Origin of the sequence: Robertmurraya sp. FSL W8-0741 (genome assembly GCF_038004005.1) — a bacterium.
Classification (GTDB): Bacteria; Bacillota; Bacilli; order Bacillales; family Cytobacillaceae; genus Robertmurraya; species Robertmurraya siralis.
The window spans coordinates 1,782,422-1,797,705 of record NZ_JBBOQG010000001.1; the positions used below are offsets into that span (position 1 = coordinate 1,782,422).

Genomic DNA, 15,284 nt, shown 5'->3' on the forward strand with positions numbered 1-15,284 from the left:
TGGTACACGATTAAGGTGCATAAGCTTCAAAAAGTATGGTGACTTTTACTGAAAAGGATGTATTATTCATTACTTTACTCCACGCTTGCAGACATGTTTTAGAACATGCTAAACTTACCTCAACTTATTTGAAGGGGTATTTTATATGAACAAAAAGGGGCGAAAGAGAATAAAAGGCAATGTTATTCAATTTCCTGACCTTGAAAAACGGCTTTTAGACAAAGGCTTAGAACAACTTCAGCAGAAGAATTTTACAGAAGCTGTGAAATGGTTTGAAGAAGCGAAGAGCCTTGCGCCCAAGGATGGCGATGTTTATGTTGGCTTGGTTTTAGCCTATTATGAAGCAGGGGTTTTTGAGAAAGCAAAACAGCTCGCTGAAGACATGCTGAAAGAAGGAATTGGCGAGTATTTCCAAACGGTCGATCTTTATTTAATGATCCTCGTTCAACTTCATGAATATGAAAAAATTATGACAACGATCGAAGTTCTTCAGGATGAGAAGGAAATTCCGTTTGAAAAACAGGAGCATTTTTCCAAACTTTTGGCATTTTGCAAGCGAATGATTGAGAATAAAGTGGAGCAGGGTGAACGAAGTCAATATGCTGATGATGAGAACAAAAACACAAATTTGTTGGCGAATAAAGACCCTAATCAATTAGTATTAGCGATAGCCGAATTGGCACATAAAAATGTTCGACAATACATAACGGAAGTAAAACAATATCTTGAAAGCGAAGAAGGTCATCCGTTTCTTAAAACGATGCTCCTCAATATATTGCAAGAACAGGAATATGAAAAAGAGATTCAGGTTGAGAAATTTGGCAAGGTGAAGCTTGTTGTTCCAAGCCTACTCATCCCTTCCACTGAAATGAAACAAATGAAGGATGTACAAAAGGAGCTATTTCATCTTGAGAATGAAGATCCTGTTCTCTATCAACATATTATGAGCCTCATTGAACGACATTTATATCTTCTTTATCCATTTGAATGGTCGCCCGTTGCTCCGGTTTTATGGGCAGCAGCATATCATCTTACGGGTCTGAGGTTCAACGGAGTCGACGCTCATATAGAAGATATAGCAGCACAGTATCAGGTTGTTATTGAGGAAGTTGAAAGGGCCTATTTCTTTATTCAAAAATTAGAAAAAATTTCTTATCCCATTATTTAGCTTCAATGTTGAAAGAGACAAATCGTATGTTATAATGTAGTGGTTGTAATGTGTAATCATTGGTATTTACATATTAAATTGGATATGGCTATAGGATGCATATTCATTATGGTTGTTTTCAAATTACTGATTGTTATTGCCAATTGCAAAGCCGTAGTTCATTTTAGCAAATTGCTTTCCTGCTATGAATGGAGTGAATGGCGTTATTTTTTTGCTTTAGCGTGATTCTTTAGGACAGCAATAGCAAATCGTGTGGAAAAGAACCAATGATAATAGATTTTGGAGGGAATATAAGTATGTCTGCAAAATGGGAAAAACAAGAAGGGAACCAAGGAGTTCTTACATTTGAAGTAGATGCAGAGAAGTTTAATGAGGGTTTGGACGCTGCATTCAAAAAAGTTGTTAAAACAGTAAGTGTACCTGGTTTCCGTAAAGGGAAAATGCCTCGTGCAATGTTTGAAAAGCGTTTTGGAGTAGAATCTTTGTACCAAGATGCGATTGATATCCTTCTTCCAGAAGCTTATACAAATGCGATTGAGGAAGCTGGAATTGAGCCGGTGGATCGTCCGGAAATTGATGTTGAACAAGTAGAAAAAGGAAAAGCTCTTATTTTCAAAGCGACAGTTACTGTTAAACCGGAAGTAAAGCTTGGGCAATACAAAGGGATAGAAGTAGAAAAGATTAATACTGAAGTAACAGAAGAAGATGTTAATCAAGAATTAACCTCACTTCAAGAGCGTCATGCTGAGTTAGTAATAAAAGAAACTGCTGCTGAAAATGGCGATACAGTCGTAATGGATTTCGAAGGATTTGTTGACGGAGAAGCGTTCGAAGGTGGACAGGCAGATAACTATTCCCTTGAGCTTGGTTCAGGTCAATTTATCCCTGGTTTTGAAGAGCAGCTAGTTGGAACTGCTGCTGGTGAAGAAAAGGATGTAGAAGTTACATTCCCAGAAGATTACCATGCGGCTGAGCTTGCTGGCAAAAAGGCAGTATTTAAAGTGAAAGTTCATGAAGTAAAAGGAAAAGAACTTCCTGAGCTTGACGATGAATTCGCTAAAGATGCAGATGATGAAGTAGAAACTTTAGATGCATTAAAAGAAAAAATTAAAACGCGCCTTGAAGAAAGCAAGAAGCATGAAGCTGAGCATACTGTACGCGATACAGTTGTAGAAAAAGCGGCTGAAAATGCTGAGATTGACTTGCCGGCTATCATGATCGATAACGAAGTAGATCGCATGATGCAAGAGTTTGAGCAACGTCTACAAATGCAAGGAATGAATCTTGAACTTTACTTCCAATTCTCAGGTCAAGACGAAAGTGCTTTACGCGAGCAAATGAAAGAAGAGGCTGAAAAGCGTGTTCGTATGAACCTTACTCTCGAAGCGATTGCAAAGGCGGAAAACATTGAAGTTTCACCTGAAGAAATGGATGCAGAGTTAAACAAGATGTCCGAAATGTACAATATGCCTGTAGAGAATATCACTGCTGCTTTAGGTAGCCTCGAAGGCCTAAAAGCGGATGTGCAAGTTCGCAAAGCTTTAGATTTCCTTGTTGAAAATAGCAAAACGGTTGAATAATATAAAACAAACTTAATAAAACAAGGCACGATTTATTCGTGCCTTGTTTTATAAAATATAAAATATAATATTTATACTGGCGTTATTCAATTATTGTCAGTTTTGTACATATACATATAATCAAAAGTATCTGCAAATTTAAAAAATAAGTTTAAGGAAAACTACCGACTTAATTTGACCGTTTTTGGTTAAGCTTAACTGTACACCAGTTAAAAGGTCTTTCTTCCGTTTTCGTGAATCTAGCCCTGCTCAAGGTCTGGAAAAACAGCTTCTGTGTATAAGAGTTATTATTTCCTGTCCGTACATAAAATGTGGTACAATGCAATACATAACTATTGAAATTGTTTGTAAAGAAGAACCATTTTGCGTTCATTTTTACCAAAAACTAAAGCAGTATTTTGTTTAAAATAACTTAAGATAGAGAAATAATTTGCAGTAGTGAACGAGCAGGGAGCAGATGTTCTAGTTGGCGTGTAGCGACAAAGAAAGTCCAGCGGAGCCTCTGGTGAAATGTAAATAACTTTATATGTAAAAATTTTTCCAAGTGGATATTCTTTCGTGAAATCGGCTCAAATTTTTACATAAAGAAAAGTTCTACGTAAACAAGAGACGATACTAGACGTTTTCAAGGGGTGAAAAAATTGTTTAAATTTAATGATGAAAAAGGACAATTAAAATGTTCTTTCTGTGGTAAAACACAGGACCAAGTTCGTAAGTTAGTTGCCGGACCAGGTGTATATATATGTGATGAATGTATTGAGCTTTGCACAGAAATTGTGGAAGAAGAGCTTGGAACAGAGGAAGAAGTGGAATTTAAGGATGTACCGAAGCCGAAAGAAATTCGGGATATTCTAGACGAATATGTAATCGGTCAGGACCAGGCAAAGAAAAATTTGTCAGTGGCTGTTTACAACCATTACAAACGCATTAATTCAAATAGTAAAATTGATGATGTTGAGTTGGCTAAGAGTAATATTGCTATGATTGGTCCAACTGGTAGTGGGAAAACATTGCTGGCTCAGACGCTTGCGCGAATTTTAAATGTTCCCTTTGCTATCGCTGATGCTACATCACTTACAGAGGCTGGATATGTAGGGGAAGATGTTGAAAACATTTTACTTAAATTAATCCAAGCTGCTGACTATGATGTGGAAAAGGCAGAAAAAGGCATTATTTACATCGATGAAATTGATAAAGTGGCCCGTAAATCAGAGAATCCTTCGATTACAAGAGATGTATCAGGCGAAGGTGTTCAGCAGGCATTGTTAAAAATTTTAGAAGGTACAGTAGCAAGTGTACCTCCACAGGGTGGAAGAAAACATCCTCATCAGGAATTTATTCAAATTGATACAACAAATATTTTATTTATTTGCGGTGGTGCTTTCGACGGCATCGAACCGATTATTAAACGCCGTTTAGGTCAGAAAGTTATTGGCTTTGGCGCCGATGTTAAACAGCAAGAAGTGGAAGACAAAGACTTATTGTCAAAAGTATTACCAGAGGATCTATTAAGATTCGGGCTTATCCCTGAATTTATTGGCCGTCTTCCAGTCATTGCGAGCTTGAACTCACTTGATGAAGAAGCATTAATTCAGATTTTAACGAAGCCTAAAAATGCTTTAGTTAAACAATTCCAAAAGATGCTTGAAATTGATGATGTTGAGCTAGAATTTGAGGAAGAGGCTCTTAAAGAAATTGCTAAAAAAGCAATTGAACGCAAAACGGGAGCTCGTGGATTAAGATCGATTATCGAAGCGATTATGCTTGATGTTATGTATGAATTACCTTCCCGCGATGATATTTCAAAATGCATCATCACGAAGGAAACTGTTATTGAGAACAGTGCACCGAAGCTTCTTCTAAAAGATGGAACTGTGATTGACGAAGAAACGAAAACATCAGCATGAGATGATGATTAAGGCTGCCTTAACTGGCTATTGTTATGCGGTCCGTTGGCAATGTAATAAAGCTTTTAAAAAGTCAAACCAGCTATTGGTTTGACTTTTTATCGTTTCGGGAAACTATAGATTTCGTTTTTAGCCATGTGTGTATAACAAACTTCAGGATTCGCTTTCCTTCGAAAAGTTACAGAAGAAGTGCTATCGTTCCTTCATCACAGGAATAAGCTCACTATCGCATGGACGACGATAGATGAGGAATAACGCCGCTCCTCGCAATAAAAAAACGAATTGATAACTTTTGAAGATCCACTTTTTTTTCCTTTCCTCTCTTTCAAAGATTTCTATAAAATTGTTGTTTATTCCATTCTTGAAGAGGAGATACTAAACGTATGCAAATAACTTAAATGCAAGTTATTTAAATGATGAGATGGAGGCAGAAACGAAAGAGGCATCCATATAAAATGCAACCCATTATACAAGCTAGAGAGGTACAGGAGGGAAGACCATGAGTTGGACAGGGATAGCCTTATTTATCCAGCTTTTTTTCGGTATTGTAATAGGGCTTTATTTTTGGAATTTATTAAGAAATCAGCGTACACAAAAAGTATCGATAGATAGGGAATCAAGAAAGGAAATGGACCAGCTAAAAAAAATGCGGTCCATCTCTTTAACTGAGCCACTTTCAGAACGGGTTCGCCCCTCAAGTTTTGAGGATATTGTCGGTCAAGAGGATGGAATAAAGGCGCTTAAAGCAGCTTTATGCGGTCCTAATCCACAGCATGTAATCATTTATGGACCGCCTGGTGTTGGGAAAACAGCCGCAGCAAGATTAGTTCTTGAAGAGGCGAAAAAAAATCCTAAATCCCCGTTTAAGCCCAACTCTGTCTTTGTAGAGCTAGATGCAACTACAGCCCGCTTTGATGAACGGGGAATTGCCGATCCTCTCATCGGCTCCGTCCATGATCCGATTTATCAGGGAGCTGGAGCGATGGGGCAGGCTGGTATTCCTCAGCCAAAGCAGGGTGCCGTAACAAATGCCCATGGGGGAGTTTTGTTTATTGATGAGATAGGTGAACTTCATCCCATTCAAATGAATAAGCTCTTGAAAGTGTTAGAGGATCGAAAAGTCTTCTTGGAAAGCGCCTATTATAACGAAGAGAACACGCAAATCCCGAATCATATACATGATATTTTTAAAAATGGATTGCCGGCGGATTTTCGCTTAATTGGTGCAACAACAAGGACACCGAGTGAAATCCCTCCAGCGATCCGCTCCCGGTGCATGGAGGTGTTTTTCCGAGAGCTGACTGAGGAAGAAATTGAAAAGGTCGGCAAGAAGGCAGCGGATAAGGTGAAGCTGAAGATCGGTGAAACGGGGTTGAAAACCCTTGCTAATTACGCTCGCAATGGTCGTGAAGCCGTTAATTTAATCCAAACCTCCGCTGGTCTAGCGATTCAGGAAGAACGTAATTATATTAAAGATGAAGATATTGAATGGGTCGTCCATTCAAGCCAGCTTTCTCCACGGATGGAAAGAAAGATCATGAAATTTTCCTCAGTTGGACTCGTTAACGGGTTAGCAGTCTATGGTCCCAATACAGGAGCATTATTGGAAATAGAAGTGATGGCCATCCCTGCCAGAGAAAAAGGCACAATCAATATTACTGGAATTGTCGAAGAAGAAAGTATTGGCGATAGAAGTAAATCGATTCGAAGAAAGAGTTTGGCAAAAGGTTCTATTGAAAATGTTATTACTGTTCTTCGCTCTATGGGGGTTCCTGCAGATGAGTTTGATATTCACGTAAACTTTCCAGGTGGGGTTCCGATAGATGGACCTTCAGCTGGTATTGCCATGGCTACAGGAATTTACTCTGCCATTTATAAGCTTCCGATCGATCATACGGTTGCAATGACAGGAGAAATTAGTATTCATGGGAATGTAAAGCCAATTGGCGGAGTTCTTCCAAAGATAAAGGCAGCGAAAAAAGCAGGGGCAGAAACGGTCATCATTCCGAAAGAAAACGTCCAATCTATTTTGAACGAAGTGAAGGGAATCACCATTGTTCCTGTCACGCACCTATCAGAAGTATTTGATGTGGCCTTATTAAAAGAAAAGCCTGAGGAAAGAGTGATTACGGCTTCTGTCGAATTAAAGAAGAAAGAAAGTATTTAACTTTCACTCAAAAAAAACTTCGGTTTGTACAAAAAGCCGAAGTTTTTTATTGGGTTTCTTCCCCTCTCTCTTTAGAAATTGCGGTGAATGCTCTTGTTTAAATGGAAAATTCCCACGGTTCAGGAGCATAGGGAGCAAATTTCTTATTTGTCAAAGAAATTCTCCAGATTCATGCATTGTCGTCAGAAAATGATTGATACTAAAGAATGTTCCCCAATCGTTTGTTCAAAGTTTTCCTTTGGTTATTGTGAAATTGAATCGAAAGCCTTAAAATAGACTATTATTCGTAAATACGATAGAATTGTACAATGAATTATTCTCATTTTTATGAAGATAGATATGCATTTGGAGGTGCTAGTAAATGGCGAATAAGAAGGAAGTAATCGTCCCCCTCCTACCGCTTCGAGGCTTACTTGTATATCCTACTATGGTCTTGCATCTAGATGTGGGCCGGGATAAGTCTGTTCAAGCTTTAGAGAAGGCAATGGTAGATGATAGTCTCATTTTTTTAACAACGCAAAAAGACATGTCCATAGATGATCCTGGGGAAGAGGATTTATACAGAATGGGAACTTTGACAAAGGTAAAGCAAATGTTAAAGCTCCCGAACGGAACGATTCGCGTTCTTGTGGAAGGCTTAAAAAGAGCTGAAATTATTAGCTTTTTTGATGAAAATGATCATTTTGCTGTAAGTGTGAAAACGTATGTGGATTCAACCGAAAAGGATGTTGAAGACGAAGCGTTTATGCGCACGCTACTGGAATATTTTGAACAGTACATAAAAATGTCAAAAAAGATTTCAGCCGAAACTTACTCAAGCTTAACAGATATTGAAGAACCAGGAAGAATGGCAGATATTATTGCCTCACATTTGCCGCTTAAGCTAAAAGAGAAGCAAGAAATTTTAGAGACGATCAATGTTAAGGATAGGGTCAATCGATTAATTGAAATTATTCATAATGAGAAAGAAGTTCTCAATTTAGAAAAGAAAATCGGCCAACGTGTCAAGAAGTCAATGGAAAGAACGCAAAAGGAATATTATTTGCGTGAACAAATGAAGGCGATCCAAAAGGAGCTTGGCGATAAAGATGGAAAAACAGGCGAGATTGCTGAACTAGCTGAGAAGATCGAGAAAGCTAATATGGTCGAACACGTGAAGAAGGCAGCTTTAAAAGAGCTAGACCGCTACGAGAAGGTCCCTTCAACTTCAGCCGAAAGCTCCGTCATTCGGAACTATATTGATTGGCTTATTTCGTTACCTTGGACGAATGCGACGGAAGATGATCTCAATATTTTAAAAGCGGAACGAATTTTAGATGAAGATCATTACGGCTTAGAAAAAGTAAAAGAACGGGTTCTTGAATATTTGGCTGTTCAAAAGATGACGAACTCCTTAAAAGGACCGATTTTATGTCTTGCCGGCCCTCCCGGTGTCGGAAAAACGAGTTTAGCCCGATCGATTGCTCGTTCGTTAAATCGTAATTTCGTCCGTATTTCACTCGGTGGTGTCCGGGATGAGTCGGAAATTCGCGGTCATAGACGGACCTATGTTGGCGCAATGCCAGGGCGCATTATTCAAGGCATGAAAAAGGCCGGAACGATTAATCCAGTATTCTTGCTTGATGAAATTGATAAGATGTCAAGTGATTTTAGAGGTGATCCTTCTTCTGCTATGCTCGAAGTATTGGATCCAGAGCAAAATCATAATTTCAGTGATCACTATATTGAAGAAACATATGATTTATCGAAGGTCATGTTTATTGCAACGGCAAATGATTTAAGCTCGATCCCTGGGCCGTTAAGAGATCGAATGGAGATCATTTCGATCGCTGGCTATACAGAGCTTGAAAAAATTCATATTGCGAAGGATCATTTATTGCCTAAGCAAATTAAAGAGCATGGGATGACGAAGTCCCAATTGCAAATTCGAGAGGATGGCATCCAAAAAATTGTCCGTTATTATACGAGAGAAGCGGGTGTGCGCAGCTTAGAACGTCAGCTTGCAGCGATTTGCCGCAAAACGGCAAGAATTATCGTTTCAAACGAAAAGAAGCGTGTTGTCGTTACGGAAAAGAATGTGGAAGAATTTTTAGGAAAAACGATTTTCCGTTATGGTCAGGCAGAGCTTGAGGATCAAGTCGGTGTGGCAACAGGACTAGCATATACAACAGTCGGCGGAGATACACTGCAAATTGAAGTATCGCTATCACCTGGAAAAGGTAAGCTTGTATTGACAGGAAAGCTCGGAGATGTGATGAAGGAATCAGCCCAGGCTGCGTTTAGCTATGTTCGCTCAAAAGCAGCAGAGCTTGGGATAGAAGAGGATTTTTATGAGAAGAATGATATTCATATTCATGTCCCTGAAGGTGCGGTACCGAAGGATGGTCCATCTGCAGGAATCACAATGGCGACAGCTCTCGTCTCTGCATTAACAGGAAAACCAATTAAAAAAGAAGTCGGAATGACTGGTGAGATTACGTTAAGAGGACGGGTTCTTCCAATCGGAGGCTTGAAAGAAAAAACATTAAGTGCTCATCGTGCTGGTCTTTCTGTCATTATCCTTCCAAAGGATAATGAAAAGGATATAGATGATATTCCAGAGAGTGTTAGAGATCAACTTAAGTTTTTCCCGGTAACCCATGTTGATGAGGTCCTATCGATTGCTCTTAATGGCGGTGCACCATCGTGAAGGTAGTGAGTTCAGATATCGTCATAAGTGCTGTGAAGCCTGAGCAGTATCCCGATACAAATTTACCTGAATTTGCATTAGCCGGTCGCTCGAATGTAGGGAAATCCTCTTTTATTAATAAAATGCTTAACCGTAAAGGGTTGGCGAGAATATCTTCGAAGCCAGGAAAAACGCAAACTTTGAACTTTTATTTAATCAATGAAATTCTTCACTTTGTTGATGTTCCAGGCTATGGCTATGCGAAGGTTTCCAAAAAAGAACGGGAAGCATGGGGAAAAATGATTGAAACTTATTTAACTTCTCGCGAACAGCTTCGTGCCGTACTGTTAATTGTGGATTTACGTCATCCTCCCACAAGCGATGACATTATGATGTATAACTTTTTAAAGCATTATGATATACCTTGTATTGTTATTGCGACAAAGGCGGATAAGATTTCGAAGTCAAAATGGCAAAAGCATTTGAAAGTAACAACGGAAACATTGGATTTAGATCAAAAAGATACAATCATTCTTTTTTCTTCAGAAACGGGAAAGGGAAAAGATGAAGCGTGGACTGCGATTGAAAATTATATGGCATAAAATACCAGTAACTGAAAGAACTTGATGGATCAAAATCATCAAGTTCTTTTTTTTACTTTTAGTTCATACAAATATAAAAACCAGTCCAAGCTTAGGAAAATCTCAAGTTAAACGTCTTTTTTCCGTAAATGAATTAAATTTAGTTAAAATAAACTGAAAATTCGGTAAAAGTGGGATTTTGTTACAAATAATACTTTTACCACGATTTCATCCTTTTGCAAAAGTTGAAATCACTCACGAAATAAAGGAGTTGTTGTTATGAAACGATTCACACAAGGAGCAGTTGGGGTTCTTTTGTTGTTTCTCCTTACAGCGTGTGGCTCAGGCGGGGCATCCTCAGAAAATGCAGATGGATTTAAGTTGATTAAAGATGGAGAACTAGTCTTCGCATCTTCAGGCGAATTTAAGCCCTTCAGTGTCACGGCGGCAGATGGTAAGATGACGGGGTTTGATATCGAAGTAGGTGAGGCGATAGCACAGGAATTAGGGCTTGAACCAGTGCAGAAAAAGATGAAGTTCGGTAGCATTGTCGAAAGTGTGAAGGCAGGTCGTGTCGATGCAGCCATTGCCAGTCATACAATTACAGAAGAGCGCTTAGAGCATGTAAGCTTTTCAACGCCATATTATTATTCTGGCCCACAAATTTTTGTCCGTCCGGATAGCTCGGTGGAGAAGCTGGCAGATTTAGAGGGATTAGAAATTGCCGTATCGAAAGGTTCTACTTATGAGGAAAATGCAGCAAGTATTTCAACGAATATCATATTTTATGACAGTGATGTCACAGCACTTGAGGCACTTAACCGCGGAAAGCATGATGCGGTTATTACGGACTTTGTAACGGGCAAAGAAGCGATTGGGGCCGGAATGGAAATCGAAGGGAAAGAATTGCTGGGAAAAAGTGAACAGGCAATTGCTGTTGCGAAAGACAATGAAGCCCTTTTAAAAAAAATCAACGAAGCTCTTCAAACATTAAAAGAAAATGGCACATTAGCAGAAATTAGTAAGAAATATATTGGCGAGGATATTACAGTACTCCCTGAAGAATCTTAAGCAAATGGCGAATGTGCATAGCTGCATTCGCCATCGCTGTTAGGAGGTATCTTTTTGGAATTATTATCTTTATTTATAGAGACATCTCCAATTTTTTTGCGGGGGATGCTCCTTACTTTTCAATTAACGATTGTTTCTATTTTGATTGCTATATTTATTGGTTTGTTCTTTGCGTTTTTAAAAATATCAACTGTCAAAATACTTGAGTGGATTGCGAATTTATATATCTTTCTCGTACGCGGAACCCCGCTCGTCGTACAAATATTCATCTTTTACTTCGGATTGACAGCTTTAAATATTTCTCAGTTTTGGTCTGTTGTACTAGGGCTTGCTTTTCATAATGGGGCATATATTGCAGAAATCTTTCGCGGTGCGATCCAGTCAGTGGATAAAGGGCAAATGGAGGCAGCTCGGTCTCTTGGGATGTCAAGTGGATTATCGATGCGAAGAATCATCTTGCCACAGGCGTTTCGGAGGGCGTTACCACCATTGGGAAATCAATTTATTATTGCTTTAAAGGATTCTTCCCTCGCATCGTTTATTGGCATGTATGAGCTCTTTAACGTAGCTACAACACTCGGCTCAAGTGATTTTGACTACATGAGCTATTTATTGATTGTAGCAGTTTATTATTTAGTGCTTGTTCTATTCTTTTCAGTCCTTGTTGGAAAGGTAGAAAAGAAAATGGCAAGCAGTGATTAAGGAGAGATATAATGTCTGTGTTGAAGATTGAAGTGGAAAAATTAAACAAATCTTTTGGTCAATTACATGTTTTAAAGGATATAAATTTGACAGTGAGAGAAAGCGAAGTCGTCTGTTTAATCGGTGCAAGTGGTTCTGGTAAAAGTACGTTATTGCGCTGTTTAAACTTTTTAGAAATAAAGGATAGCGGGAGGATCATTATTGAAGGAGAGCAAATTGAAGAGACCACCCATGATTTAAATCAGGTTAGAGCTCGAGTAGGCATGGTGTTTCAACATTTCCATTTATTTCCCCATAAAACTGTATTAGAAAATGTGATGGAGGCGCCGTTATTTGTGAAAAAGATGCCGAAGGAGGAAGTAAGAGTGGAAGCGATGCGCTTGCTTGAAAAAGTAGGCTTATCAGAAAAAGCGAACGTTTTTCCTTCTAAGTTATCAGGTGGACAAAAGCAGCGAGTTGCGATTGCTAGAGCGTTAGCCATGAAGCCGGATATTATGCTTTTTGATGAACCAACATCAGCATTGGACCCCGAGCTCGTTGGTGAAGTATTGGCTACTATGAAAGAGCTTGCATTAGAAGGAATGACAATGATTGTCGTAACACATGAAATGGGGTTTGCCCGCGAAGTCGCAGATTGGGTTATTTACATGCATGATGGAAAAATAGTTGAAGTAGGTCATCCAAAGGAATTGTTTCAGCACCCGCAAGAACAGAGAACAAAGGATTTTTTAGATTCGGTTTTATAATGGCTATATCAGTCACTAAAAAGGTGCATGCCGACAAAAAATAGTAGAATTCAAGGAACCGTGTCCGCATGAAGGGCTCATGAGGACAGAGAAAGGTATAAAAGAGCACCGCGTGTTCTCATAAAGGGTTCATGAGGACAAAGAAAAGCCAAAAAGAAGGAAACCGTGTCCACATAGGAGACTCATGAGGACAAAGGTGAGCGGATTTTGAGCAAAAAAAGTTCGTTTTCAAGGAGAGTCTTTGAAAAAGGAATTTTATCCTCATAACATGCCAAGGGGGGAGAAATTCAACCGTATATTGTCCAAATGAGAGTCTATCAGCCTATATCGGTTTACATCAACGACATGGTGGGAAAAATGGAAAGAAGAAAGCAAGTGACGCGAGATAGCTTCACTTGCTTTTTAGTTTGGAGCGTGTAACTGTTTTTTTATTTACTTCGCACAAACAAAAGATAGACTCCGAAGCCAATGAATAGGATTGGCCAATAATTTAGTACAGATGTGATGCCATTTTCAAAAAAACCTAGCCAGCCAATAATTTTCTCATAAAAAAGGAGCATAATTGCCAATACTAGGAATAATAGACCTTGGAATAGACCGGATCCGACTTTTTGATAACGGAGGAGAAAGCCGAGAGCAATAATTAAGATAAAGGCCCCGGTTGAGTTCGGCCAAATCGTAAGATGTTTAATAACATGGAAATGCAGACCGAATCCAGCGAGGATGACCCCTGGCAAAATTGCATCATAATCCTTTGCTAAGTAGCCTTGAAATAGGAAAGCTAGGCCTACAATGATTAAGAGAGTCGGCCATGTGTGAAGGCCGTCGAAAAGGGTAATATTTGCTTGTTCTAAAAAGAAGTATCCCCCAAATCCTAAAAGAATGATTCCAGGGAAAATTCGTTGATTTTTCATTTTTACACTTCCAACGTAAATTTGTTCAATTTCTATTTAATCATATCTTGATTTGATGAAAAGAAGAAGTGTTATTTTAAAAATTATTTATCGTAAACCATATTAATATGAGAAAAAACTGGCCCTTTTCTCTGTCTATAGATTTATTCACGAAATTGTTGATTTTGGCAAATACAATGTGAATCGACTCACTTGAATAGTCCTATCTTTTTTGTTAAGGTACTAGAGGAAGAACTTTGTCGGAATAAGAAGAAACAGGCTCTATCAACATATTTCAACTTTTATAAATTATCCATTTTCATGATATGTTCACATTTCTTTAGTTATTAGAAATCTTATCATGTTATAATAATTATTAAGTGGAACGATTTCTCTTCGTTTAAAATTGGTTCACGCATTTACGAACATTTTTGGGGGTACGAAACAATCATGCATATTCTAACTGTTGGTCTAAATTATAAAACAGCCCCAGTTGAAATTCGAGAGCGTTTAACGTTTGACCCTTCTCAGTTAGGGGAAGCAATGAGTAGGCTGAGCGGGAAAAAGAGTATCCTTGAGAACGTTATTCTATCAACATGCAATCGCACAGAAATATATGCCGTCGTAGATCAGATTCATACCGGACGTTATTATATCAAGGAATTTTTATCAGAATGGTTTAACATTCCACAGCAAGAGTTTTCACCATTCTTATTTGTGTATGAACAGGATGGCGCGATTGATCACTTGTTTAATGTTGCTTGCGGTTTGAATTCTATGGTTTTGGGGGAAACGCAAATCCTTGGACAGGTGCGCTCTAGTTTTAAGGAGGCGCAAGCAAAGGAAACAACTGGTACGGTTTTTAACCAGTTATTTAAACAGGCGATTACATTGGCAAAACGGGCTCACTCTGAAACAGATATTGGTGCTAATGCAGTCTCTGTTAGCTATGCCGCGGTTGAATTAGCGAAAAAAATATTCGGTTCATTAAACGGAAAGCATGTCCTTATTTTAGGGGCGGGTAAGATGGGCGAGCTAGCGATTCAAAACCTTCATGGCAATGGTGTGAGCCAAGTGACGGTTATTAATCGAACATTTGAAAAGGCAAAAAACCTTGCTGAGCGTTTTTCAGGTCAAGCAAAATCATTAAACGAACTTCAATGTGCATTAATGGAAGCCGATATCCTGATTAGTTCCACTGGAGCAAAGGATTTTGTCATCACGAAGGATATGATGGAATGCGTAGAAAGATTGCGAAAAGGGAAGCCGTTATTTATGGTTGATATCGCAGTGCCGCGTGACTTAGATCCAAAGCTTACGGAATTGGATAACGTTTTCTTATATGATATTGATGATTTAGAAGGAATTGTTGAGGCAAACTTACAAGAGCGTCAAAAAGCAGCGGCAAAAATTTCGCTCATGATTGAAGCTGAAATCGTTGAGTTCAAGCAATGGTTAAATATGCTGGGAGTTGTACCTGTTATTTCAGCGCTGCGTGTTAAAGCGTTGAAAATTCAGGCTGAGACGATGGACAGTATCGAAAGAAAACTGCCACATCTTTCTGACCGGGAAATAAAGGTGCTGAATAAGCATACGAAAAGTATTATTAACCAAATGTTAAAGGATCCGATTTTACAGGCGAAAGAACTTGCCGGCCAAAATAATGCTGACGAAGCATTGGAATTATTTATGAAAATATTCAATATTGAAGATCTTGTAAAAGAACAGCAAGATTCGAAAGTTGCCGATTTAAAGAGAGCTGTTGTTGCAACACCACAAGCTTCCTTTCAATCATAAAAGG

General features: G+C 38.8%; 11 protein-coding genes. 10 read left to right on the top strand and 1 reads right to left on the bottom strand.

Going from position 1 to position 15,284, the window contains the following annotated elements:
* The first annotated feature begins 145 nt into the window (after nucleotides 1–145).
* From NST02_RS08625 to NST02_RS08665, 9 genes are all read left to right on the top strand, one after another.
* Nucleotides 146–1,168: a tetratricopeptide repeat protein gene (locus NST02_RS08625; RefSeq protein ID WP_340948723.1), complete on the top strand. Its 1,023-nt coding sequence runs from the start codon at nucleotides 146–148 to the stop codon at nucleotides 1,166–1,168.
* Nucleotides 1,169–1,464: 296 nt separating this feature from the next.
* Nucleotides 1,465–2,748 (top strand): trigger factor, encoded by a 1,284-nt coding sequence (gene tig / locus NST02_RS08630; protein ID WP_212933118.1) that lies wholly within the window; start codon nucleotides 1,465–1,467, stop codon nucleotides 2,746–2,748.
* Between the two features lie 641 nt (nucleotides 2,749–3,389).
* Nucleotides 3,390–4,655, top strand: coding sequence for an ATP-dependent protease ATP-binding subunit ClpX (clpX, locus tag NST02_RS08635; RefSeq protein ID WP_095307604.1), 1,266 nt, complete (start codon nucleotides 3,390–3,392; stop codon nucleotides 4,653–4,655).
* 499 nt (nucleotides 4,656–5,154) lie between these two features.
* Complete coding sequence (gene lonB, locus NST02_RS08640) at nucleotides 5,155–6,822, top strand: ATP-dependent protease LonB (RefSeq protein WP_095307591.1); 1,668 nt, start codon at nucleotides 5,155–5,157, stop codon at nucleotides 6,820–6,822.
* A gap of 361 nt (nucleotides 6,823–7,183) precedes the next feature.
* Complete coding sequence (gene lon, locus NST02_RS08645; protein ID WP_137743949.1) at nucleotides 7,184–9,511, top strand: endopeptidase La; 2,328 nt, start codon at nucleotides 7,184–7,186, stop codon at nucleotides 9,509–9,511.
* Nucleotides 9,508–10,092, top strand: coding sequence for a ribosome biogenesis GTP-binding protein YihA/YsxC (gene yihA / locus NST02_RS08650; RefSeq protein WP_137743948.1), 585 nt, complete (start codon nucleotides 9,508–9,510; stop codon nucleotides 10,090–10,092). The genes lon and yihA overlap by 4 nt, the downstream gene beginning before the upstream one ends.
* Before the next feature lie 258 nt (nucleotides 10,093–10,350).
* On the top strand, nucleotides 10,351–11,142 hold the full coding sequence (locus tag NST02_RS08655; protein ID WP_340948726.1) for a transporter substrate-binding domain-containing protein: 792 nt from the start codon (nucleotides 10,351–10,353) through the stop codon (nucleotides 11,140–11,142).
* 54 nt (nucleotides 11,143–11,196) lie between these two features.
* The gene (locus tag NST02_RS08660; RefSeq protein WP_095307557.1) at nucleotides 11,197–11,844 is read left to right on the top strand and encodes an amino acid ABC transporter permease; all 648 of its coding nucleotides are present in this window, start codon (nucleotides 11,197–11,199) and stop codon (nucleotides 11,842–11,844) included.
* A gap of 11 nt (nucleotides 11,845–11,855) precedes the next feature.
* Nucleotides 11,856–12,590, top strand: coding sequence for an amino acid ABC transporter ATP-binding protein (locus NST02_RS08665; protein WP_095307549.1), 735 nt, complete (start codon nucleotides 11,856–11,858; stop codon nucleotides 12,588–12,590).
* 428 nt (nucleotides 12,591–13,018) lie between these two features.
* Here NST02_RS08665 and NST02_RS08670 read toward each other — a convergent pair whose 3' ends face one another.
* A complete protein-coding gene (locus tag NST02_RS08670) occupies nucleotides 13,019–13,504 on the bottom strand; it encodes a LiaI-LiaF-like domain-containing protein (RefSeq protein ID WP_212933121.1) in 486 nt (161 codons plus the stop codon).
* A gap of 429 nt (nucleotides 13,505–13,933) precedes the next feature.
* On the opposite strand from NST02_RS08670, the gene hemA reads away from it, so the two are divergent.
* Entirely contained in the window at nucleotides 13,934–15,280 is a 1,347-nt protein-coding gene (hemA, locus tag NST02_RS08675) for a glutamyl-tRNA reductase (protein ID WP_137744282.1), read from the top strand.
* Nucleotides 15,281–15,284 lie beyond the last annotated feature (4 nt).